Origin of the sequence: Agrobacterium leguminum, from assembly GCF_005144435.2 — a bacterium.
GTDB lineage: Bacteria > Pseudomonadota > Alphaproteobacteria > Rhizobiales > Rhizobiaceae > Agrobacterium > Agrobacterium leguminum.
On record NZ_CP120212.1, the window covers coordinates 1,421,713 to 1,445,298 of the forward strand.

Sequence of the window (23,586 nt, forward strand, 5' to 3'; positions counted from 1 at the left end):
TAAATTTTACCAGATCGATAGCTTATTTCGATAATATTGCCAATATTTGATGTTCATTTCGCCATATCACTGTGGTGAACTGGGCTTGTTGGCAGGAAAGCGAGGACGGGAATGGAAATCAGGTTGATCGGTGCGCCGCTGCAGATCGGGGCCGGGCAATTGGGATGCGAAATGGGGCCGAGCGCCTATCGCGTCGCGGGGCTTGCTCATGCCCTCGAAGAACTGGGGCATCGCGTTGTCGATACCGGCAATGTGACGCCGGCGACCTTCCGCGAATTTAACCATCCCAATCCCGCCGTGCATCATCTGTCTGAAACCGTGGCCTGGACCGAGGCGCTGACGGAGGCTGCCTATCGTGAAAGCGCGGATGCCGTGCCGATCTTTCTCGGCGGCGACCATGCGATTTCCGCGGGGACGGTCGCCGGCATGGCGCGCCGGGTGGCTGAGACCGGCCGGCCGTTTTTCGTGCTCTGGCTCGATGCCCATACCGATTATCATACGCTTGAGACGACGCGCAGCGGCAATCTGCACGGCACGCCGGTCGCCTATTTCAGTGGGCGAGAGGGATTTGCCGGTTATTTCCCGCCGCTTTCCCATGCGGTTCCGGAAGACAATATCGGCATGATCGGCATCCGCAGTGTGGATCCGGCCGAAAGGGCCGCACTGGAAAAGAGCGGCATCACCGTGCACGACATGCGCTCTATAGACGAGCATGGCGTCGCCGTTCTGCTGCGGGCGTTTCTGGCGCGGGTTCAGGCGGCAAACGGGCTTTTGCATGTCAGTCTCGATGTCGATTTTCTCGAACCGTCCATCGCGCCGGCGGTCGGCACCACGGTTCCGGGCGGTGCGACGTTCCGCGAGGCGCATCTGGTCATGGAAATGCTGCATGATAGCGGGCTGGTCTGCAGCCTCGATCTGGTGGAGCTCAACCCGTTTCTCGACGAGCGCGGCAGAACCGCGACGCTGATGGTGGATCTCGCCGCCAGCCTGATGGGCAAGCGGGTTATGGACCGCCCGACACGGGCCGGCTGAAAGGTGTGATGCGATGACCGTGATACCGAACCTCAATATCGTGCCCTTCGTCAGCGTCGATCACATGATGAAACTCGTGCTGCGCGTGGGTATCGATACGTTCCTGCGCGAGCTTGCCGATGCGGTGGAAGAGGATTTCCGCCGCTGGGAAAGCTTCGACAAGACGCCGCGCATCGCCTCGCATTCGAAGGAAGGCGTGATTGAACTGATGCCGACCAGCGATGGTACGCTTTACGGCTTCAAATATGTCAACGGCCATCCGAAGAACATGAAGGAAGGCCGCCAGACGGTGACGGCTTTCGGCGTGCTTTCCGATGTCGGCAATGGTTATCCGCTGCTTCTGACCGAGATGACCATCCTGACGGCGCTGCGCACCGCGGCCACCTCCGCTGTCGCCGCAAAATATCTCGCCCGCAAGAATTCCCGCTCCATGGCCATCATCGGCAATGGCGCCCAGAGCGAATTCCAGGCGCGCGCCTTCAAGGCGATTCTTGGTATAGACACGCTGCGGCTATTCGATATCGACCCGTCCGCCAGCGAAAAATGCGCCCGCAATCTCGCCGGGCAGGGTTTTGCCATCAAGATCTGTGAGAGCGCACAGGAAGCGGTCGAAGGGGCGGATATCATCACCACCGTCACCGCCGACAAGCAATATGCGACGATCCTGACCGACAACATGGTCGGGCCCGGTATTCACATCAACGCCGTTGGCGGCGATTGCCCCGGCAAGACGGAGTTGCACCGGGACATCCTGTTGCGGTCGGATATTTTCGTCGAATATCCGCCGCAGACGCGCATTGAAGGTGAAATCCAGCAATTGCCGGCGGATTATCCCGTCACCGAGCTTTGGCAGGTCATAACCGGTGAAAAGCAGGGGCGGGCAAGTGAGCGACAGATCACGCTGTTCGACAGCGTCGGCTTCGCGACGGAAGATTTTTCGGCGCTGCGTTACGTGCGCTCGAAGCTGCCATCCACCGGGCTTTATACGGAGCTCGATCTGCTGGCCGATCCGGATGAGCCGCGTGACTTGTTTGGAATGCTGCTGCGGTGTGAGGCGGCTCTCGTCTAGGGTTTTCTGCCTATTTCGTCTCCCGGCGGCTCTTGCGGGCAACCACATGTTCGCGCCAGATGGTGAAGAGGCCGGCGGCAATGACGATCGCCGCACCGATGACCATATTGGACGTCACCACTTCGCCATAGACGGTGACGCCAATGATGGAGACGAGCACCAGCTGATAATAGGAAAAGGGCTGCACGGAGGCCGCATCCGCCAGTTCGAACGCCTTTATCAGGCAATAATGGCCGCTCATGCCGGTGATGCACAGCGCCAGCATCCAGCCCCAATCCTGCGGCTCAATGCTGACCCAATAAAACGGACCGACCAGCGTCAGGGCCGCCGCACCGGCCACGCCGGTGTAGAAGAAGCTTGTCATCGCCGAATCGCTTTTGCTGCCGAGGCGGGTCAGGACGCTGTAGAGCGCCAGCATGAAGGTCGCCACGAAGGTGATCATCAGCCGGTTGTCGAAACCGTCGCCCTCCGGTTTGAGGATGACGAGAACGCCGATGAAGCCGACAAAAATGGCGCTCCAGCGCCGCCAGCCCACATGTTCTCCCAGCAAAGGCATGGACAGCGCCGCAACGATCAGCGGTGCGGAGGCAAGGATGGAATGGCTGTGCGCCAGCCCGACGACGGCGAAGGAGAAGATCGAAATGACGATCTGTACGGCCAGAAGCACACCGCGGCCGATCTGCAGCCAGGGACGGTTGGCCATGACGGCGCCCCGAATGCCGCCCGCCGACCTTGCGGCCATCAAAAGAACGAAGACGGCAAAGGCCCAGTATCGCAGCATGGCGATAAAAACCGGCGGATAGGCGCTGCCCAGATGTTTCGATATGCCATCCTGCGCCGCAAAGATCGTGAAAGCGACAAGCGCATAAAGAAAGCCGGTCCTGGGTGATGGCATGAAAAAACCGCTATCCGACTGCCGCCGGCAAAAGAGTATTCGGGGTGAATGAGGTGGGTAACAGCCATATGTTACGGCCGTACCTTGTCAGACAACCTTATTTTCCGAATAGCTGCCATGCAAGTGTGGAAGCTGCGTTTTCGGCAGGCGGATTGCCGGCTTAGCCTGCGCTACTGTCTGGTTTAGATTTCTCGAAAAGGCGCAAGTCTTTAATTCATGCCAATTGCACCGACGTCATCCTCGGGCCTGTCCCGAGGATCTGCGACTTGCTGGTTGTATTCGACGTGTTTAGATCCTCGGCACAAGGCCGAGGATGACGGCAACATATCTGGTGGGGTTCGTGCCCACATGCGGCGTCGCGCTTAAGGCCTTCAGCCGATCTTCACGGCCGTCTTCGAGGTCGCGGATTTCAGCGCGGCGTCGGCCAGTTTCAGCGCGATCAGACCGTCCTTGATGGAAGGCGACGGCGCGACATTGTTTTCGATGCTGTCGATGAAGGCGGTGATTTCCGCGGCATAGGCCGCCGTGTAACGCGTCATGAAGAAATCATGCAGCGGCGGGCGGGTGTAGCCATCCGCATTGGCGATTTCGATGGAAACCGGACGCTGGTTTTCGGCCGCTGCCGAACCGAGCGAACCGTGCACTTCGATGCGCTGGTCGTAACCATAGGTCGCGCGGCGGGAATTCGAAATGATCGCCTGCCTGCCGCTTTTCGTCGTCAGGATGATGCTGGCGCTGTCGAAATCACCCAGCGCGCCGATTTCCGGATTGACGAGGACGGAACCGGTGGCGAATACGCTTTCCACTTCCTCGCCGAGCAGGAAACGGGCCATATCGAAATCATGAATGGTCATGTCGCGGAAAATGCCGCCGGAGACCTTGATATATTCGGCCGGCGGCGGGCCGGGGTCGCGGCTGGTGATGGTCACCATTTCCACCTTGCCGATGCGGCCATCGTCGATTGCCTTGTGAACGGCCTGGAAATGCGGGTCGAAACGGCGGTTGAAACCGAGCATCACCTTCGCGCCGGTTTCCTCGACCACCTTGGCGCAGGCTTCCGCGCGGGCGACATCGAGATCGACGGGCTTTTCGCAGAAGATCGCCTTGCCGGCGCGGGCGAAACGCTCGATCAGGTCGGCATGGGTGTTGGTCGGGGTGCAGATGATGACGGCGTCGATCGTCTTGTCGGCCAGAACCTCATCGATCGTGCTGACCTTGCACTGCGCCTCGCGGGCGATTGCTTCCGCAGCACCGGCCATGGCGTCCACAACGGCCACCAGCTGCGCACGGCTGTCGGTGGTGATCGCCTTGGCGTGGACCTTGCCGATCCGTCCAGCGCCGAGCAGTGCCAATTTCGTAACCATCTTTCCTCCGGTTTCTCACACCCGTCTCTCACTCCCGGAAAGACAGAATATGAATGCAAGCAATATTTCGATATGGAATATATGTTCCATTTTGCTAGATCGACATCGCAGACGTGTCAAGCGTTTTGACGATGATCCAGACGGCCGAAATCACTCCTTCAGGAAGGTCATGCGGCGCGGATGGCCGGTGTCGTTAAAAGCTCCTAGCGATAATCAATCGGCCGAAGCTGTCAGGGCCGCATTGTGGGGCAGGGCATATACCTCGACCGGGGTTTCGAGGCCGCGCAGCAGCCATGGACCGAGATTTTCCAGCTTTCCCTGATATCCGGCCATGCGCACGAATTCCTCGGAGAAAAGCACATTGCGCCCGGTCTCCTTGGTCAGCGTTTCCAGCCGCGAGGCGATATTGACGGCCGGGCCGATGACGGTGAAATCGAGGCGGGTCTTCGAGCCGATATTGCCATACATGACATCGCCGACATGCACGCCGATGCCGTAACCCAGGGGATCGTGGCCCTTGCGGCAATTGATTTCATTCAGCGCAACGAGGCTCTTCTGCGCGCTGGCGATGGCCTTCAGCAGGTTTTCGCAAGCCTGCGGGTCGCTGAGCGGGAAAATCGCCAGCAGCCCGTCACCCATGAATTTCAGGATTTCGCCGCCGAATTCCTCGATGGGATCGCACATGGCGTCGAAATAACCGTTCAGAAGCTCGATGACATCGTCACGCGGCCAAAGGTCGGAAATATGGGTGAAATTGCGCAGGTCGCAGATCAGGATCGCCGCACCCACCGTCATGCCGCTGCCGCGCGTAGTAGCGCCATTGAGGATTTTTTCGCCGGCATGCGGCCCCACATAGGTCTCCAGAAGGGTGCGCGTCATGCGGTTTTTCAGGCGTATTTCGCTGACGAGCGCGAGCGCCGGAAGCAGGTTTTTCAAGGCGAGGATTTCGCTGTCGGAAAAACCGCCGGGCCGGTCGCTGGAGAAGGTGGCGACATGGCGCTTGCCGAAAGTGTGCTCGATCGGCCAGGCGCAATAATCCGTCAGCCCCTCGGCCCGCAGGTCTTCGTAGATCGTATAGCCGGGCTCATCGATGTCCTCTCCGTTCAGCCGGTGGCGGACTTCGGTGGCGCCCTGATGAATGTCGTTGATGGGGCTGTTCAGATATTCGGGCGTATTTTCAGACCCATAGCCGTAGGTGGCGATCTCGGCGGTGGACAGGCCGGCTTTCCACAGAATGCGCGCGCCAAGCCATTGCGGATGGCGAATGCGGAAAGCGAGCACGCCCCGGGCGACGGAAATTCCGCTCGCCCGCAGCCTGTTGCAGAGCTCGACGAATATCTCGTCGATAAAGCGTTCGTCCTTGGTGCCGGTGATCAGCCAGTCGAGAATTTCCGTCTTTTCCGCTGGCCACAATTCATCCAATGCTGAAGAAACCCGTTCTTCGGTGTCGAGACTTAGTGTCATGGCAGGATTCCGGAGGTTGTTGCTGCTCTCGCACAAGCGGGGCACATGTTGCACTCGGCCGAACATGGTCGCTCGTGAACCCCATGTGGTGCCGGATAACGAAAATGTTAAGAGAGGGGCGCGGAAAATGTTCCGGAAGGGACTGGCGGCATCGGGTCACGCGCGCCGCCCGGATGTTCCCTGGAACATCGTCCCCGGCGGCGCTGAGATTTTTGATGATCGCTAAGGTGGATCAGATAACGGTTTCGACAGGAATATGAAGGGCTGCGGCAACGCGTCTGATGCGCAGCGGATCGCTGTCCGTGCCGTCTTCGAGCGCGCGTATTTCGCTGGTGGTCAGGCCGCAGGTCACGGCAAGCTGTTCGACCGTATATCCGGCGAGATTGCGCGCGGTGAGAACCTTTTTGGCAAAAGGAGCATCGGTTTCGTGATCGGAATCGGGTTGTGAGATTGAAATTGTCATTATTGCATCTCCCTCAGAATGGACACTTAAATGCGGGCGGCAAAAAAAAGTTGCCGGGGCCGAATGCGACCGCGTTGCCGGAGAAGAAAATCGGTGCTGCAACGCAGCGAGGAACATAGCGGCTTCATCGACCTACGCAATAGTTAAATTTTGTTAAGATTCGTGATCGCTGCATTTCTGCGGCACGTCTTTGCCGGAAAAAGGCCGAGATACCGCCGTTTTTTCGGGACTCTTGCGAGGGGCGGGGGCGGCTTTCGCTACAGCATGCCCCAGGCGCGAAACCGGCCGCGACCCGTCACTTCCCGCAATTCCAGCTGGTTGGCGAGCCCGATCGCGCCCTGCGGCGTGGTGCCAAGTTCCTTGACGATCATCGCCGCCGAAACCACCGGTCGGGAGACGACAAGCTCCACGAGTTCCGGCAGGCGCGAGGAGGAACGCCGGCCGGCCAGCTTGCGCATCATGCGTTCTCGCGCATGGGTCAGCCGGTCATGTTCCTTCATGCCGGCTTGCGCCGCTTCGTAAAAGCTGTCGAGAAGTGCGAGAACGCGCTGCGTCTGGTTTCGGGCGTGCCGGCGCTCCCGCGGGACCGCGCGGAGACCGGCGCTGAGGGCCGGCAGGTGATCGGGCGTGACGGCGCCGTCGCGCAGAAAGGCGGAGGCCAGAAGTCGACCGAGCCAGGGGCTGCGTTGCAGCACCTCGATCATGTTCCAGGCGTCGAGCAGGATGGCGGTGCGAAGAATCGCCGGCAGTTCCTCCGTCCGCGCATGGACGTCCCACCATTCTTTCAGCCGCTCATCCTCGTCCCAGTCGGGTTCGTTGATGATCGCATGGCTTTCCTCCCTGTGCATTGGCGGAAGCGCGCTGCCGGTGGTGATCGCATCGAGCGTTGCGGCGCTTCGCGCCAGAAGCGCGTCCAGCTCGAAAAAAGCGCCATCCAGCGATGTTTCCTCCTCCTCAGCGTCGGTGTCTTCATCGCGGGAGTGATCGAGCGCTTGTCTGGGAGGCGCTGGCTCTTCGGCAAGTGCCGCCCTGCCGCGTAGCCTTGAAAGGCCCGGCGCGGTAAAGGCCCAGCCGGGAGCATTGGAAAAGATCAGCCGTCTCGAGCGGAGAATCCGGTGCGCCGCCGTCATTTCATGGGTTGGTGCGCGCACATCCATATGCGCGTCATGCAGCACCAGATCTTCCATGTGAACGAGTTCGCCATCCACCCACATGGAGGAAATCGCATCGGTGAAATCCTGTCTTTCGATGAAGCCGTGTTTCATCGGTGATCGGTCGATCCGCTCGTCCAGCCGCGCCAGCGCCTCGCCGGCACGGGCGGCGGCAATGAGGAGCTTTTCGATCTGGATGTCCGATATATCGTAAATCATTGATATTTTTTAGTTTGAGCGCGGGCGGCTTACAAGGCGGATCACAGTCGGGCGGTTTTACTTTTGAGGTTTCCACCCGAAAATCTGCTGAAAAAAGGGTGGCGGAAGGCCGGGAATCGGGAGGGCTTAAGCCGCCATGGCTGGTTTTTCGGCAATATCGCGGTGCGGTATAAACTTGCGCACTGCAACATGACGGGTATATACCCCCACCGAGAGCGACAAATTATCACACCTTCCGTTCGCCCTTCCATCTCCAGACGAAGATGAATTGGAGTTTACCCGTGAATATTATGGCAAATGGTCCCGCCACCGCGCCGGACCAGAAAACCCGTTTGAAATCCATTATCGGCGGATCGGCGGGCAACCTCGTCGAATGGTACGATTGGTATGTCTATTCGGCCTTCACCCTTTATTTCGCGCCGGTGTTTTTCCCTTCCGGAAACCAGACCGCCGAACTTTTGAGCGCGGCCGCCGTTTTCGCCGTCGGATTTCTGATGCGGCCCATCGGGGCCTGGTTCATGGGCACCTATGCCGACCGCAAGGGCCGCAAGGCCGGTCTCACCTTGTCCGTCACGCTGATGTGTCTCGGTTCGCTGCTGATCGCGATTACGCCCGGCCATGAGGCGATCGGCATCGCCGCGCCGGCCATTCTGGTTTTCGCAAGGCTTCTGCAGGGCATCAGCGTCGGCGGTGAATATGGTGCCAGCGCAACCTATCTCAGCGAAATGGCCGGCAAGAACCGCCGTGGTTTCTTCTCCAGCTTCCAGTATGTGACGCTCATTTCCGGTCAGCTTCTGGCGCTGGCGGTGCTTCTGGTGCTGCAGCGGGTTCTGACGCCGGAACAGCTCGGCTCCTGGGGCTGGCGCATTCCCTTCTTCATTGGCGGCCTTCTGGCGATTGCGGTGTTTTATATCCGCCGCGGCCTTGTCGAGACGCAGTCCTTCGAAAACGCCAAGACCGGCGCTGCCGACAAGCCGAAGTCCAGCGGATGGGCGCTGTTCAAGCACTATCCAAGGGAAGCGCTGATGGTTATGGCGCTCACCTCCGGCGGCACGCTCGCCTTTTATGCCTATACGACCTATCTGCAGAAATTCCTCGTCAACACCTCCGGCTTCAGCAAGGAAAGCGCCACGGAAATCACCACGGCGGCGCTCTTCGTCTTCATGCTGTGCCAGCCGATTGCGGGTGCGCTGTCCGACAGGATCGGCCGCAAGCCGCTGATGGTCGGCTTCGGCATTCTCGGAACGCTGTTCACCTATGCGATCTTCAGCACGCTTGCGACGACGACCGATCCCATCATGGCTTTCGCCCTCGTGCTAGTCGGCCTGTTGATCGTTACCGGCTATACTTCCATCAATGCGGTGGTGAAGGCGGAAATGTTCCCCGCCCATATCCGCGCGCTTGGCGTGGCTCTGCCCTATGCGCTGGCGAACACCATATTCGGCGGAACGGCGGAATTCGTGGCTCTGAAATTCAAGCAGATCGGCCACGAAAATTGGTTCTTCTGGTATGTGACGATCATGATCGCCCTGTCGCTGGTGGTTTATGTGAAGATGCGCGATACGCGCGATCACAGCCATATCCACGAGGATTGAGCGACCCCCATCCATACCGGAAAAAGCCCCGTCCTTCCGACGGGGCTTTTTCTTTTCGGCATTCAGGCGGTTTCGGCGGGAAGGACGATGCGGGCCTCAAAACCGTCCTGCCGGCCCGGTGCCGGAGAGGAAAGCACCAGCTCTCCGCCGGCCTGCTCCACCAGGCTCTTGACGATGGCAAGGCCAAGCCCGGTTCCGTCCGCCGTGGTCTGGCCCCTGGTAAAACGCGTCGTCAGCTTGGGTAGAAGCGCCGCGTCGATTGTCGCCCCGGAATTGACGATGCGGATCGTGCCGTCCGCTTCGGCGACGACCTGCACCGGGCTTTCCGCCGGGCTGTGGATCAGCGCGTTTTCGAGGAGGTTACGGACGACGATGCCGAAGGCATCCGCGCCGATCCTGCAGGAGAGGCCGCCTTCACAGCGATTGGTGAAGCGGATGCGGGATGAACCGATGGCCGTTCTCATCATGTCATCGATAACCAGTTCGAGAACGGGGATGAGATCGTTTGCCGTGTCGGTGACCCCGATCCTCGCTTCCGCGCGCGACATCTGAAGCAGTTTTTCGGCCAGGTGGGCGAGATGCTGCAGGGATTTTTCGATGTTTTCCACGCGCGGTGCAAGTTCCGGCGGAATGTCGGCATGCAGCCGCTGCGCCTGCGCCAGCGCGCCGGCAATCGGCGTGCGCAATTCATGGGCGCTGTTGGCGGTGAATTCCCGTTCCGCCTCGATTGCCGATCGCAATCGTCCGAGCAGCAGATTGACCGAACGGGCAATGGGATGGAGTTCGCCCGGAAAGGGTTGCGTCGGCAGCGGCGCGAGATTGCCGCCGTCCTTTTTGCCGATGTCGTCGCGCAGGGTCTGTATCGGTCGCAGCGTTCTGCGCACCACGACAATGACGGCGAAAATGCTGGCGGGAATGAGGATGAGAACGGGAAGCAGCAGCGCGGTGCCCGCCTCTTCGATCGCCTCGCGGCGATTGGCGAAGGCATCGGCGACCTGCAGGAAATAATTGCCGTCCGGTGTCGCAACCGTAAAGATGCGCTGGGTCGCGGTTTCGGAAAAGCCGGGTTCGAGCGAGACCTCGAAAGGCTCCGTCGAACTGTCATGCGAATGCAGCACCACCTGTCCTTCCCGGTCGCGCACCTGATAAGTCAGATATTCCGCCCGTTCCGACGTCTGGTTGAGCTTTTGCGCGGCAGGCGCGGTATTGTTTTCCCTGAGGTCGTCCACCAGCAGCGGCAGCAGTCTTTCGGCGGTTTCCTCAACGCCGGCGTCGAAAATTTCGGCGAATTCGTCCTGCATCACCATGACGCCCAGCCCGCAGGCGAGAAGCCAGGATATGGCGACAACGCTGGTCAGCGCCGTCACGAGCTTGCGGGTCATGCTGGTCGGTCTGGCCATTTCTGCCTGCTTGTAATTCTGCCTATCGGATGGTGTAGCCGACGCCGCGCACGGTTTCGACGCGGTCATGGCCGATTTTCTTGCGCAGCCGGCTGATATAGACCTCGACCGTGTTGCTTTCTATTTCCGCGCCGAATTCATAAAGCGTGTCGTGCAATTGCGCTTTCGAGACGACCGCGCCGGGATGTTCGACGAGTTTTTCTAGCACGGCCCATTCCCGGGCGCTCAGCGTCTGCGCCGTTCCATCGACCGTGATATTGCGCGCCACCTGGTTGATCTCGATGCCGGGCAGGCGGATGACGGGAGCGGAACGCCCCTCGTAACGGCGCGAGACCGCCAGCATACGGGCCGAAAGCTCGTTGAGATCGAAGGGTTTGACGAGATAATCGTCTGCACCGGCGTTCAGCCCGGCAATCCGGTCGGAGACCTGGTCATGAGCCGTCAGAATGATCACCGGCGTTGCATCGTCGCGCTGGCGCAGGCTTTGCAGAAGGGTGATGCCCTCGCCATCCGGCAGGCGCATGTCGAGCAGGATGAGGCCGTAACCCATCGTCAGCGTCGCCGCCATGGCGTCGCCGAGCGTCTTGAACCAGTCGACAGCATGACCCGCCGCTGCGACATGGTCCCGCAGCGCTTCGCCCAGCACATGATCGTCTTCAACAAGCAGAACCCGCAAGACAGCTCCCTCTATCGCTTCGTCCTGCGTATCTCTTTCTCCGGATAAGCGTCAAGCACGGTGTTTCAGCTGTTCTGGCGCTGGGTGCAGCCGCCGAACACATCGAGCGAGGGATCGTAGACCGAAGTGGAGACATTCATCATGCCAAGGATGCTGTGGAAATAATTGTCGTGCGAGCGCCCGCCCTCTGCCGCGGTTTTTGCGAGGCAGGCTTTGTTGAGCCCCATGGATTTCGCAAAGTCGTCGTCGAACCAGACGAGAAACGGCACATGGGTCTGCTGGTCGGGCGCCAGCAGATAGGGCGCGCCATGCAGGTAGACGCCGTTCTCGCCAAGCGACTCACCGTGGTCCGACGCATAGATCATGCCCGTCGCCAGCCTGTCGGAACGGGCCTTCAGCTTGTCGATCACGGTGGAGAGGAAATGGTCGGTATAAAGAAGCGTGTTGTCGTAGGAGTTGACGATCTCCGCGTCGGAGCAGTTGCCAAGCTCGGCCGTGCGGCAATCCGGGGTGAATTTACGGAATTCGTCGGTATAGCGCAGATAATAAGTCGGCCCGTGGCTGCCCATCTGGTGCAGCACGATGACACTGTCCCTGGTGACGTTGTTGAGCCAGGAGTCGAGCTTGTCGAAGAAGATATCGTCGCGGCATTCCCCGCCGGTGCAGAAGCGGCTGTCATTGGTGGAGGGCAGGTCGAAATAGGGGATGCGGTCGGCCACGTTCTTGCTGCCGGTATTGTTGTCCAGCCATGTCGCACTGACCCCGGCATGGACAAGAACATCCATGACGTTTTCATTGGCGAGCGCCTTTTTGTGGCTATATTGCGAACGCGGGAACTTCGAGAACATGCAGGGAATGGAAATCGCCGTCGCGGTGCCGCAGCTGGTCGTGTTCGGAAAATAGATCACGCCGCGTTTTGTAAGTTCGGGATTGGTATCGCGCCCATAGCCGTTCAGGGAAAAGTTCGCGGCCCGCGCCGTCTCGCCCGCCACGATGACGGTGATGCGGGGTTTGCGGACGCCGCCCAATGAAGGCAGAATTTTCGCATCCCCGCCGACCGGGCTGACCTGAATATCGACTTCCTTCCCCGCCAGCGTGAAATAATGAATGGCCGACATGATCGGCGACAATGGATTGACGCTTTTGACGATATCCTTGTGCTGGCGCACGGCGGTGGTGAAGGTCTTGGAATTGGCGAAGCTGATGATGCCGGCGATGGAAAGACAGATCACGATGCTGATCGTGTTCCACAAAAGCTTGTCGAGGATCGGGCGGTGGCGCACACGTACGGCGACGATGAGGAGGGACGGCACCAGTCCGTAAATCGCCATGTGCCAGAGAAAGCCAGGCGTGATCAGATTGCCGGCTTCCGCCTGTGTCGTCTCCATGGCGTTGCGGATCATGTCGCTGTCGATGACAATGCCGTAGCGATCCATGAACCAGGAAGCGGCCGCCGCCGCGAAGACCAGGAAGATCAAAAACGGCTTGATGAGATATTTGGCGGAAAAAATGATGATGAGGGCGCCGAGAAAGGCGGCCATGGCGGCATAAAGCGCGACGATGGCGACCGGATAGGCGGAAAGATAGGTGTGAACCTTCGACCAGAATGTCCGGTTCGTGAAAAACAGCAGATAGGCCGCCGTCAGCAGGCTGAGCGGCACGCTGCCGATTTCCGGACGATATGTTACTGTTCCCGTCGCTTTCGCGGTAAAAAGAGCCACTGTCAGATCCACCAGATTTCCAATAGGCCGGCGGCAACGGAGACGGGGCGAAAACGCCGCCGTCCAGGTTGCCGCATGGGCCGATCAATGGCGGATGCGTCATTTTGCTGACATCAACCTGAAAGCTTGTCATGAAAGTGTCACACTCCGTCGTGGCCGCTCGGTGGTGGTGTTTGAGATTGTCGAGACAATAGAGCCCTTAGTTGAGGCCCACGATGCCTGTGGCGGTGGTGCGCGTTGCCAATATGCGCGTGGCCCTGACCGGCAGCAGGCTGCCTGCGGGCAGGTTCTGGAAGGTCACCGTCGCCCCGGAAAGCAGGGTCAGGCAGAGATGGCCGCCATTGCCCACATAGATGGCGCGGGTGGGGGAAGGAAGCGGGCTCGTATCGTCCGGAACGACATCGAAAGCGTGGGATGCCGGGGATTCGAGGCCGGCGGCGTGGTGTTCGTAAGTCTCAGCCATTGCTGTCTCCCGTAAATTAAAATCTGCCGCGATTATGGGGTGCGCTGCGGCCACGGGGAAAAGCGGGGACAGGAAATATCCGGACAGAATTTCGGCCTCGTGTTCGGCCGGCCCGCAAGAGCGTCATTCTTTTCGCAATCCCATACGGTTACGCCGCCCCCCGCCTGTTGCCGCCGATGCGGCGTAAACGGGTGATGACGGATTTTTCGTCCACGGGATCGACAGGCGGGCGGGTGCTGCCGCTTCAATTGCGCATATGGAGAATGAAGGCCCTGACGGCGGGAGAGGCTTCCGTTTTCCGGTGGGCGATGGCGAGGTCCGAGGTCGTGGAACTGGCGGCAAGCGGCACGTAGCGCACGCCGGGCAGCCTCAGGCAATTAAGCGAGCGCGGCACCAGCGCGACGCCAAGGCCGATGGCCACCATGCTGGCAATCGTGGTGTAGTCCCTGCCTTCCGGGGTGATCGCCGGCTGGAACCCGGCTTCATTACAGGCCTCTATCGTATTGTAGTGAAAGCCGACATCCGGCGGCTGTCGCGGGGTAATGAAGGTCTCACCGGCAAGGTTTTTCAGATCGACCTGCAGCGCAAAGGCCAGGGGATGGTTTTCAGGAAGTGCGGCCATCAGCGGTTCGCGCAGTACCACATGGGTTGTCACACCTTCCGGAACAGGCGCGGGCGGGCGGATGAAGGCGAAGTCCAGATTGCCGTCGGCAATCTTGGCCAGTTGCAGCCGCATCTCCATTTCGATCAATTGCAGCTCCACATCGGGATGGGAAGCGCGGAAACTGGCGATGGACCGGATCATCAGGCCGGAATAGGCGGCCGAGGCGACATAACCGATGGAAATGCGCCCGGTTTCGCCGCGGTCGACGCGTTTGAGCGCCGCAAGCGTCGCCTCGGCATTGGCGAGGATTTTCCGGGCATCCTCGTAGAGAAGCTGGCCGGGCGTGGTCAGCTTCACCGAGCGGCGCGTGCGGTCGAGAAGCGGCATGCCGACAATCTGTTCGAGCGCCATGATCTGCTGGCTCAAGCCCGGCTGGGCAATGCCGAGGCGGGCGGCGGCGCGCTCGAAATTGCGCTCATCCACCAGCGTGGTGAAATAGCGCAGGTGGCGCAATTCGAATGTTTCTGCCCGGCTTGCCGGTTTCCTGCCCATCGTCACGGCCTTTCCGGCAGATTTGAATAATTCCAAGCTATTATCGCTGTGAGTTTTCATAATCAATAGTTCTGAAAAAAACCGGCTGCGCTTATTGGATCGCAATCCGTCCCTTGCGTAATAAGATGACTTAAATTCTCCAGAAAAATGCCGCCTTATGGTGGCGCGGGTGATGAAGGGTCTTGGGGTGCAGGGAAAAACCAAACACATTTCCATTCTGGCTGGCGGTTGCGCCGTCGTCGCTTATGTGGCCTTTTTGGCCCCGGCTTCCGCCTTTGCGCAGGAGGCCGGTACGACGGTGCTGCAGACCATCACCGTGGAGGGCGCCAAAAATCAGGATCCCAAGGCGCCCGTGAAGGGCTATGTGGCGAAAACCAGCGCCAGCGCCACCAAGACGGGGCGATCCCTGATCGAGACGCCGCAATCCGTATCCGTCATCACCAAGGACCAGATGGATGCTCAGAACGTTCGCAATCTCAGCGAGGCGCTGAATTATGTTCCGGGTGTCGTCGCGCAGCCGTTTGGGGCGGATCCGCGTTTCGATGCGCCGCGCATTCGCGGGTTCCAGGGAAACCAGTTGCAGTTCCTGAACGGCCTGCGGCTGATGCGTACCGCCGGTGCGCCCTCCTATGAGGTTTACGGTCTGGAGCGCGTGGAAGTCATTCGCGGGCCTGCTTCCGTTCTTTTCGGCCAGGGCAATCCCGGCGGCCTCATCAATCTCATCAGCAAGCGGCCGACCTTCGAACGGTTCGGCGAAGTCGGTGTGCAGATCGGCAGCTTCGACTATTACCAGTCGATGTTCGATATTGGCGGCCCGGTGGCGGATAGCGACAGTTTCGCCTATCGCCTGACAGGCCTTGCGCGCAACGCCCATGCCCAGACGGACAACTTGCAGAACGACCGTTATTTCATCGCACCGGCGCTGACCTGGCAACCGGACGAGGATACGAAGCTGACGGTTCTTGCCTCCTATCAGCACGACAATCCGAGTTCGCCCTCCGGCTTGCCACCGGCGCTGACCTATCTCAGACCCGGCAATATGCTGGACCGCAGCTTTTATGTCGGCGATCCGTCCTTCGATACGTCGAGCCGCAAATTCACCAATATTGGTTATGAATTCGAGCACCGTTTCGACGAGACCTTCACCTTCCGGCAGAATGCGCGTTATTCCAATTTCGACTGGTCCTACCGCGCGCTCGGCATGTCTTCGACCAATAGTGGCATGATCGGCAATCTCATCCGCCGCAATGCGACGTTTCAGGACGAGCTGCTGAACACTTTCAACATCGACAACAGCCTGCAGGCGGAGTTCTCCACGGGGCCGATCGACCACACCCTGCTTGTCGGGCTGGACTACCGTTATTTCGACAATAACGTCAAAACCGAATTCTGGGCCGCGACGCCGCTCAATCCCGTCAATCCGGTCTATGGCGGGCCGATCAGCCTCACCTCGCGCACACTTTATGCCGATGTGAAGACGGATATTTCCCAGATCGGCCTTTATGCGCAGGACGAGATGGCTTTCGAGAACTGGCGCGTCACCGCCGGCCTGCGGCAGGACTGGGCAAGCACCAGCGGCACGACCTTCAACGGCACCACCTACCGCTCGCTCGACAAGGACGATCACAAGCTGACCGGCCGCGTCGGCGTCAGCTATCTGTTCGATGGCGGCATCGCGCCCTATGTCAGCTACGCGACCTCCTTCGAGCCGGTGCCGCAGCCGGCTGTCGGCGATGCACCGAAACCGACCACCGGCGAACAATGGGAAGCGGGCGTCAAATACCAGCCCGAGGGTTTCGACGGTTTCTTCTCCGCCGCGGTCTACGATCTGACACAGAAAAACGTCACGACGACGGTGGGCGGCGTGACGCAGCAGATTGACGAGGCGCATGTGAAAGGCCTCGAGCTTGAAGGCGTCGCAAGCCTTGCCGACGGGCTCGACCTGCGCGCGGCCTATACCTACATGGACAGCGAGGTCTCCGGCCGTGTGAACAACGGCGAGGAGCTGGACAGCACGCCCCGGCACGCCGCAAGCCTCTGGCTGGATTACACTTTCCCGGAAGATACCGCCCTTGAGGGTTTCGGCATCGGCGGCGGTGTGCGTTATGTCGGAAAACGCTATGGCGATGCCGCCAATACCTTCGAGATGAAGGGCCTCGCCCTGCTCGATCTCGGCGTGCATTACGAGAAAAACGGCTACCGCGCCTCGCTTCTGGTGCAAAACTTGACTGATAAAGAATATATTTCTAGTTGCTCCACTTTCGGATGCTATTACGGTGACGGAAGAACGGTTATGGGCAAGCTGACCTATCGTTGGTGACGCCATATCAAAGTGAAGCAGCAGGGGCATGACGCGCAAGGATCGATGGATGTCCCCCCTTTGGGGGCGGCGGGAATTTTTAGGCCTGCTCGCTGCTTCGGCTCTTGCTGGCAAGGCGCGCGCGGCGGTCACGCCACGCCTTGCCGCCATCGACTGGGCCATGCTGGAAACCGCCGTTGCGCTCGGCGTCATGCCGGTGGCGGCGACCGAGCTCATCCAGTTCCGGGTGGATGCGGTCGAGCCGGAAATCCCTGCAACCGTCGCCGATCTCGGCCTGCGCGGTGCGCCGAATTTCGAGCTTCTGCAACTGACCCGGCCCGATCTCATTCTGATTTCGCCCTTCTACACCCGCTATACCGGCAGGCTGGAAGCGATCGCCCCGGTCTTCTCGCTGCCCTTTTACGTGAAGGGCGAACCGCCTTTCGCAAAGGCGCTGGCGGCGGTCTCCGCCCTTGGTGACAAGCTCGGCAGGGCAGACGAGGCGCGCAGGGTGCTGGGCGAAACGGAAGCGGCGCTGCAAGCCATGCGGACCCGCCTTGCCGGTTTTGCGGCGCGGCCGACCTATGTGATCAATATCGGCGACGCCCGGCATTTTCGCGCTTTCGGTGCGGACAGCATGTTCGGGGATGTTCTTGCCCGGCTGGGGCTCGCCAATGCCTGGGTGGATCGTTCGCAATTCACCTTCGCGGCCCCGGTGCCGCTTGAAAACCTCGCCGCTTCGCCCGATGCGCGCATCGTCATCGTCTCCGATATTCCGGTCGAGGCGCGGGAAACCTTGCGCAGCAGCGCCATATGGCGCGCGCTGCCTGCCGTGCGGGAAAACCGGGTGGTCACGCTCGGCAATGTCGGTCCCTATGGCGGCATCACCGCCGGCATGCGCTTTGCGCGGCTTCTGGCCGAAGCGCTCTCGGCGCAGGGAGAAGCCCTGTGACGGCGCGGCCTCTCCAGCTTTTCTTCGGGCTGCTGTTCGTTCTGGCCTGCGGGCTTTCCCTGCATGCCGGGCTGTTGCCGCTGCCTTTCGGTGCATGGCCCGGCCTGCCGTTCGATGCCGCCACCATGTCGATGGATCAGGTGATTTTCGCCTTCAGCCTGATGCCGCGCGTGGCGGTCGCCATTCTGGCGGGGGCGATGCTCGGCCTGTCGGGCGCGTTGTTCCAGCAATTGCTGCGCAATTCGATTGCCGACCCTTCGACGCTCGGCATCTCGGCCGGCGCGCAACTGGCCATTGTCATCGCCACGCTGTTCTTTCCCTCGGTGCTGGATGGCAACCGCGCTTTTGTTGCGCTCGTTGGCGCTGCCGGTGCGGCCGGCATCGTGTTTCTTCTCGGCTGGCGACGCTCCTTCGAGCCGGTGACCATGGTGGTGTCGGGGCTGTTGGTGGGCATCACCGCCGCGTCCGTTTCCGCCGCGCTGACCTTGGCGCAGGGCGAATATCTGATGTCGCTGGTCGTCTGGAACGGCGGCTCACTCAGCCAGCAGGACTGGTCGAACGCCTTGTCTCTCGCGTTTCAGCTTGTTGCCGGGCTCGTTCTGACCGGCCTGCTGATTAAGCCGCTGACGGTCCTCGGTCTCGGCGATGCCGGTGCGCGATCGCTCGGCGTCTCGCTGTTTTCGATCAGGCTGGCGGTCGCCGCCGTCGCGGTCATGCTGGCCGCCTTCGTTGCTTCGGCGGTCGGCCTCGTCAGCTTCATCGGCCTTGCAGCACCTGCGCTCACCCGGGCGCTCGGTGTGCGGCGTTCGTCTTCGGTGCTCCTGGTTTCCCCGCTTCTGGGCGGTCTGCTGCTGTGGTTCTGCGACGGTCTCGTGCAGCTTCTGGCAAGCACGACCGCCGAAGTTTTTCCGACCGGCGCGGTAACGGCCCTGATCGGCGGCCCGTTGCTTTTGTGGCTGCTGCCGAAAATCCGGCCGACCGATGTGCATCGCGGTGAAGGCGTCGAGCTGGCGACAAGACGCCGGCTTACGGCCCTGCTGCCGGTACTGGCCGTCATGGCGGGGCTGGTTTTTGCAGCGCTCGCCATCGGCAAGGGGCCCGATGGCTGGACGGTGCTGAAGGCTGACGATCTGCAAAGCCTGCTGCCGTTCCGCTGGCCGCGGCTGGTGGCGGCCGTGGCCGCAGGCGGTCTTCTGGCCATGGCGGGAGCGCTTCTCCAGCGGCTTACCGGCAATCCCATGGCAAGCCCGGAAGTGATCGGCGTCAGCGGCGGTGCAGGCCTCGGTTTTGCCGCCGCCATCACGATTTTTCCGGCCGCCGGTCTTTTCGAACTGTTTTGCGGCGCCGGCATCGGCTCTGCGGCCGTCATGATCCTCGTCCTGCTGTTTTCCATGCGCCGGCACCTCGCGCCGGAAAAAATCCTGCTCGCGGGCATTGCCATCAGTTCGCTCTGCTCGGCCGTTCTCTCGGCGCTGCTTGCCATTGGCGACCAGCGGGCATGGCAGATCCTCGCCTGGCTCAGCGGCTCGGGTTCGACGGCGACGCCGGCTTCGGCGATCTTTCTCGCCATTCTTTCCATCGTGCTGCTGGCGGGCGCGCTATCGGTCACGCGCTGGCTGACGATCCTGCCGCTCGGGCGGGATGTGCCGCTCTCCCTCGGCCTGCCGCTCGGCGCGGCGCGCATCGCCGTCATCGCGGTGGCGGGCATTGCCACCGGGGCCGCCTCGCTTCTCGTCGGTCCGTTGAGTTTCGTCGGATTGATGGCGCCGCATATTGCGCTTCGCGCCGGTTTCACCACGCCGCGCGACCATCTCTTCGCCTCCTTCCTGTTCGGCGCGGTGTTGATGGCGCTTTCCGATCTTGGCGCACGGACAGTCACCTTTCCTTATGAACTGCCGCTCGGGCTTTTTGCGGCGCTTGCCGGCGCGCCCTATCTGATCTGGCTTTCAGGCAGGCGATGATGAATTTTTTGAACGATGTACGGAGATGAGAACCATGGGTCAGGCAGCACTTGCCGTCGATTATGACGATATTCCGCTTTTTTCTCTCGGCGGCGTGACCATGGAGGTGCCGGGCAGGACATTGCTGCAGCCGCTGACGGCCAATTTTGCGACCGGCAAGACCATCGGCCTGATCGGCCATAACGGTTCGGGAAAATCCACGCTGCTCAAGATTCTCGCACGGATTCAGGAGCCGACGGCGGGCAGGGTCTCATTCGAAGGTAAGGCGCTCGGCGCATGGGGCAATCGTGAATTTGCGCGAAAGCTCGCCTATCTGCCGCAATATACGCCGGCCGCCTCCGGCATGCTGGCCAAGGAACTGGTGGCGCTCGGCCGTTATCCCTGGCACGGCGCGCTTGGGCAGTTCACCAAAGCCGATCAGGAGAAAGTGGACGAAGCCATCGAACTCACCGACACTGTCGTCTTCCGCGACCGGCTGGTGGATACGCTTTCGGGCGGCGAGCGCCAGCGCGTGTGGCTTGCCATGCTGGTGGCCCAGAATGCCGAAAGCCTGCTTCTCGACGAACCCATCTCCGCACTCGACATGGCGCACCAGATCGAGGTGCTTTCGCTGGTGCAGAGATTGTCGCGCGAAAAGGGTCTCGGCGTCATCGTCGTGCTGCACGACGTCAACATGGCGGCACGGTTCTGCGATGAGATCGTTGCGCTTCATTCCGGTCAGCTGATTGCACGGGGAACGCCGCAGGAGATCATGACGCCGGAGACGCTGCAGCGCATCTATGGCGTTCGCATGGATGTCATGACCCATGCCGCCACCGGCTTTCCCGTCGCCCTGCCGCTTTGAGGTTGTTGCAGCAAAACAACGGCCGGCAACGCTGGCTGTTGATGGCGATTCCGCACGCATTTCCCGCCCTAACAATGTCTTAATGGCATCCTACCGCCATCAGACATTGTTAACCGTTCCGCTTTCATCGCCTCCAATTAAGTTGTTTTGGATCGATTTCAGGGAACAAACGTTAACAGTGCGGAATTCAATATCCGGAGAGGGCAAGAAGGGCTGCTGCGGGTAGGAATAAAACAGGAGAAAATCAGATGAAAAAGGCTGTTGCCGTAACTTTTGCCGCATTGACGATGGGCCTCGGCGGAACCGCATCCGCCCTCGCTGCCGACCTTGCAAGATATGAGCCGGCTCCGCAGGAGCAGGACGATCGCAACGGCGTCAAGATCGGTTACCTCACCTGCGATATCGGCGGCGGCGTCGGTTACGTTCTCGGCTCGGCCAAGGAACTGGATTGCACCTTCCAGTCTACCATGGGCGCCCGTCGCACCGACCATTACACCGGCGCCATCCGCAAGATGGGTGTCGACCTCGGTTTCACCACGCAGGGCCGTCTGGTCTGGGCCGTTTTCGCCCCGACCGCCGGTTACCACCGCGGTTCGCTCGGTGGCCTTTATCAGGGCGCAACGGCTGAAGTCACCGTCGGTCTCGGCGTCGGCACCAACGTTCTCGTTGGCGGTACGTCCGGCTCCATCCAGCTGCAGACGGTCAGCGTGACGGGTCAGGTTGGTCTCAACCTCGCCGCCACCGGCACCTCCGTGACGCTCACGGCCATGAACTGATCGGCAAAGTGCCCGGCCCCGGCCGGGCATTCTGTCGCATCTCAAAACACGCCCTCTTCGTTGTCAGACGGAGAGGGCGTTGTATTATCCGGGCCATGATTTCCACATTCAGAAGTGTCGCGGCGGTTACCGCCTGTTCTTTCCTTTTGGCGACAGCCGCTTTTGCCGAGGGCGATGCGGCCCATGGGGAGAAGGTCTTCAGCCGCTGTTCCACCTGTCACAGCGTCGACACGCCACGCACCCGCATGGGGCCGCATCTGATGGGTGTCGTCGGCAGGCCGATGGCTTCCGTGACCGATTACGGCCACTATTCGCAGGCGCTGAAGGATGCCGGCGCGGCTGGCCGGGTGTGGTCGGAGGAGGAACTGCAAAAATTCATCGCCAGCCCGAAAAAGGCGATACCGGGAAATGCGATGCGCTTTTTCGGGCTGTGGAGCGAAACCGATATAGCGGATCTGATCGCCTATCTGAAAACGCATCCCATGCCGCAATAGCGGTCAGAGCGGCGCTTCAGCGATAATCTCTTCGGCTTCTTCGAAGGTCATCGCCATGACTTTCGCGCCGATATCGAAGCTGAAGCCGTTGCGGGCGAAGGCGGAAAATTCCCTGGCATTGCGCTTCTCGTCCAGTTCGACACGGCGAAACGGCCCGAAGGCACGCTTGCGCGCGAAGATGACGGCCGCGACGAGATCGTTTGTTTCCTGCAACGCGACCGCAGCCGTTTCCCGGGCGATACCCTTGACCTGAAGTTTTTGCGCGAGCCCGCGTTTCGATTTGCCGCTGCGCTGGCCGCTCCGCACGGTAATTTCCGCGAAAGCCGTGTCGTCGAGCGCCTTGATGCCATAAGCGAAGGTTACGGCAAATTCCCCGAGCGCCCTGATCTGCGCCGGGCTGATATCCTCGAATTTTTCCCGCGCCTTGCGCATGATGGCGTCGCGCAGCTGCTTTTCCGTCATCATCCGCTGTTCCAGCCGGTAAAGAGCGGAATTGCGCGCCCAGGAAAGCATGCGGCTGGTGGGCTCGATGGCCGGTGCGTCGCCGTCTTCGGCCATGTCGTCGGTCAGGAAGGGGCTGGAATCGTCATTCATTCCGCTTTTATAGCGCGGTGAAGCCGTCTTGCCAGTTCCTTCCCGTCCCGTTTCCTCCGGTTTTTCAGTAGCTCACGGTGTTTGCGCGCCGGTTGCGGCGACATAGACCGAATAAAGCGATTTCGTCGCGGTGATGAACAGGCGGTTCTTTTTCGGGCCGCCGAAGGTGAGGTTCGCGACCGTCTGCGGCACCTTGATCTTGCCGAGGAGCGTACCTTCGGGGGAAAAGCAGTGAACGCCATCGCCGGCGCTGGTCCACAGGTTGCCGGCCGTATCCAGGCGGAAACCGTCCGGCAGGCCATTGTCGAGATTGCAGAATTCCCGGCCGTTGGTGAGCTTCGCGCCGTCCACCACGTCGAAGACGCGGATATGGCGCGGGCGGGAGACATCGTGGCTGTAAGAACTGTCCGCGACGTAGAGCTTCGTCTCATCAGGCGAAAACGCAAGCCCGTTCGGCTGCACGAAGTCGTCAATGACGATGTCGATCTTTCCGGTTGCGGAATCGAGCCGGTAGACATTGCGCGTCTTCTGTTCGGGTTCCGCCTTGTAGCCCTCGTAATCGGACAGAATGCCGTAGGTCGGGTCGGTGAACCAGACGCTGCCATCGGATTTCACCACCACGTCATTGGGTGAGTTCAGCCGCTTGCCGCCGTAGCTGTCGGCAAGAACCGTAATCGAGCCGTCCACTTCGGTACGGGTGACGCGGCGCCCGCCATGTTCGCAGGAAACGAGCCGTCCCTGCCGGTCGCGGGTATTGCCGTTGGTGAAGTTGGAGGGCTGGCGGAATACCGAGATCCCGCCGTCCGGCACCCAGCGTAACATGCGCTCATTCGGAATATCGCTGAACAGCAGGCAATTCAGATCGGCAAACCACACCGGGCCTTCGGCCCAGCGGCAGCCGGAATAGAGCTCTTCCAGCTCGGCATTGCCGACGATCAGATGGCGGAAGCGGTCGTCGTGGATTTCGTAAGGGGAGGTCTTGTCTGTGGTCATGAGCG

The 23,586-nt window shown here is 60.6% G+C and carries 21 protein-coding genes; 9 read left to right on the plus strand and 12 right to left on the minus strand.

The features are described 5' to 3' along the window. The first annotated feature begins 111 nt into the window (after positions 1-111). Positions 112-1,032: an arginase gene (rocF, locus tag CFBP4996_RS21165; protein WP_035264543.1), complete on the plus strand. Its 921-nt coding sequence runs from the start codon at positions 112-114 to the stop codon at positions 1,030-1,032. A 13-nt stretch (positions 1,033-1,045) separates the two neighbouring features. Continuing rightward, positions 1,046-2,101 carry an ornithine cyclodeaminase gene (locus CFBP4996_RS21170; RefSeq protein ID WP_080853901.1) on the plus strand — a complete coding sequence of 352 codons (1,056 nt, stop codon included), beginning with the start codon at positions 1,046-1,048 and terminating at the stop codon, positions 2,099-2,101. A gap of 10 nt (positions 2,102-2,111) precedes the next feature. On the opposite strand, the gene CFBP4996_RS21175 is transcribed toward CFBP4996_RS21170, so the two are convergent. From CFBP4996_RS21175 to CFBP4996_RS21195, 5 genes are all read right to left on the minus strand, one after another. Then, positions 2,112-2,996, minus strand: coding sequence for a DMT family transporter (locus tag CFBP4996_RS21175; protein WP_059755971.1), 885 nt, complete (start codon positions 2,994-2,996; stop codon positions 2,112-2,114). A 371-nt stretch (positions 2,997-3,367) separates the two neighbouring features. Continuing rightward, positions 3,368-4,360, minus strand: a complete 993-nt coding sequence (iolG, locus tag CFBP4996_RS21180) for an inositol 2-dehydrogenase (RefSeq protein WP_003522091.1) — start codon at positions 4,358-4,360, stop codon at positions 3,368-3,370. Between the two features lie 213 nt (positions 4,361-4,573). Then, a complete protein-coding gene (locus CFBP4996_RS21185) occupies positions 4,574-5,824 on the minus strand; it encodes an adenylate/guanylate cyclase domain-containing protein (RefSeq protein ID WP_059755966.1) in 1,251 nt (416 codons plus the stop codon). Between the two features lie 232 nt (positions 5,825-6,056). After that, complete coding sequence (locus CFBP4996_RS21190; RefSeq protein ID WP_003522093.1) at positions 6,057-6,287, minus strand: helix-turn-helix domain-containing protein; 231 nt, start codon at positions 6,285-6,287, stop codon at positions 6,057-6,059. 257 nt (positions 6,288-6,544) lie between these two features. After that, positions 6,545-7,657 carry an RHE_PE00001 family protein gene (locus tag CFBP4996_RS21195; RefSeq protein WP_080853900.1) on the minus strand — a complete coding sequence of 371 codons (1,113 nt, stop codon included), beginning with the start codon at positions 7,655-7,657 and terminating at the stop codon, positions 6,545-6,547. Between the two features lie 290 nt (positions 7,658-7,947). Between CFBP4996_RS21195 and CFBP4996_RS21200 the strand changes: the two genes are divergently transcribed. Beyond that, positions 7,948-9,252, plus strand: a complete 1,305-nt coding sequence (locus CFBP4996_RS21200; RefSeq protein WP_020809219.1) for an MFS transporter — start codon at positions 7,948-7,950, stop codon at positions 9,250-9,252. A gap of 62 nt (positions 9,253-9,314) precedes the next feature. Here the strand turns inward: CFBP4996_RS21200 and CFBP4996_RS21205 are convergent, their stop codons facing one another. The 5 genes from CFBP4996_RS21205 to CFBP4996_RS21225 form a co-directional block, all read right to left on the minus strand. Next, a complete protein-coding gene (locus CFBP4996_RS21205; protein WP_080853899.1) occupies positions 9,315-10,652 on the minus strand; it encodes a sensor histidine kinase in 1,338 nt (445 codons plus the stop codon). A gap of 22 nt (positions 10,653-10,674) precedes the next feature. Then, on the minus strand, positions 10,675-11,328 hold the full coding sequence (locus tag CFBP4996_RS21210) for a response regulator transcription factor (RefSeq protein ID WP_020010073.1): 654 nt from the start codon (positions 11,326-11,328) through the stop codon (positions 10,675-10,677). 65 nt (positions 11,329-11,393) lie between these two features. Continuing rightward, positions 11,394-13,061: a phosphoethanolamine transferase gene (locus CFBP4996_RS21215; RefSeq protein WP_080853898.1), complete on the minus strand. Its 1,668-nt coding sequence runs from the start codon at positions 13,059-13,061 to the stop codon at positions 11,394-11,396. A gap of 187 nt (positions 13,062-13,248) precedes the next feature. Then, the gene (locus CFBP4996_RS21220) at positions 13,249-13,512 is read right to left on the minus strand and encodes a spike base protein, RCAP_Rcc01079 family (protein WP_080853897.1); all 264 of its coding nucleotides are present in this window, start codon (positions 13,510-13,512) and stop codon (positions 13,249-13,251) included. 244 nt (positions 13,513-13,756) lie between these two features. Further along, on the minus strand, positions 13,757-14,668 hold the full coding sequence (locus tag CFBP4996_RS21225) for a LysR family transcriptional regulator (protein ID WP_059756184.1): 912 nt from the start codon (positions 14,666-14,668) through the stop codon (positions 13,757-13,759). 157 nt (positions 14,669-14,825) lie between these two features. Here CFBP4996_RS21225 and CFBP4996_RS21230 point away from each other — a divergent pair, with 157 nt between their 5' ends. From CFBP4996_RS21230 to CFBP4996_RS21255, 6 genes are all read left to right on the plus strand, one after another. Beyond that, on the plus strand, positions 14,826-16,988 hold the full coding sequence (locus tag CFBP4996_RS21230) for a TonB-dependent siderophore receptor (RefSeq protein ID WP_162936049.1): 2,163 nt from the start codon (positions 14,826-14,828) through the stop codon (positions 16,986-16,988). A 28-nt stretch (positions 16,989-17,016) separates the two neighbouring features. Further along, entirely contained in the window at positions 17,017-17,919 is a 903-nt protein-coding gene (locus CFBP4996_RS21235) for an iron-siderophore ABC transporter substrate-binding protein (protein ID WP_162936048.1), read from the plus strand. Then, a complete protein-coding gene (gene fhuB, locus CFBP4996_RS21240; RefSeq protein WP_080853896.1) occupies positions 17,916-19,880 on the plus strand; it encodes a Fe(3+)-hydroxamate ABC transporter permease FhuB in 1,965 nt (654 codons plus the stop codon). Before CFBP4996_RS21235 ends, fhuB begins: the two co-directional genes overlap by 4 nt. A gap of 34 nt (positions 19,881-19,914) precedes the next feature. Beyond that, the gene (locus tag CFBP4996_RS21245) at positions 19,915-20,724 is read left to right on the plus strand and encodes an ATP-binding cassette domain-containing protein (protein ID WP_080853895.1); all 810 of its coding nucleotides are present in this window, start codon (positions 19,915-19,917) and stop codon (positions 20,722-20,724) included. Between the two features lie 248 nt (positions 20,725-20,972). Continuing rightward, positions 20,973-21,500: a DUF992 domain-containing protein gene (locus CFBP4996_RS21250; protein WP_003522107.1), complete on the plus strand. Its 528-nt coding sequence runs from the start codon at positions 20,973-20,975 to the stop codon at positions 21,498-21,500. A 95-nt stretch (positions 21,501-21,595) separates the two neighbouring features. After that, positions 21,596-21,994: a c-type cytochrome gene (locus CFBP4996_RS21255; protein ID WP_162936047.1), complete on the plus strand. Its 399-nt coding sequence runs from the start codon at positions 21,596-21,598 to the stop codon at positions 21,992-21,994. Between the two features lie 3 nt (positions 21,995-21,997). On the opposite strand, the gene recX is transcribed toward CFBP4996_RS21255, so the two are convergent. Next, positions 21,998-22,588 carry a recombination regulator RecX gene (recX, locus tag CFBP4996_RS21260; protein ID WP_121490318.1) on the minus strand — a complete coding sequence of 197 codons (591 nt, stop codon included), beginning with the start codon at positions 22,586-22,588 and terminating at the stop codon, positions 21,998-22,000. Between the two features lie 72 nt (positions 22,589-22,660). Further along, entirely contained in the window at positions 22,661-23,581 is a 921-nt protein-coding gene (locus CFBP4996_RS21265) for an SMP-30/gluconolactonase/LRE family protein (RefSeq protein ID WP_080853893.1), read from the minus strand. Positions 23,582-23,586 lie beyond the last annotated feature (5 nt).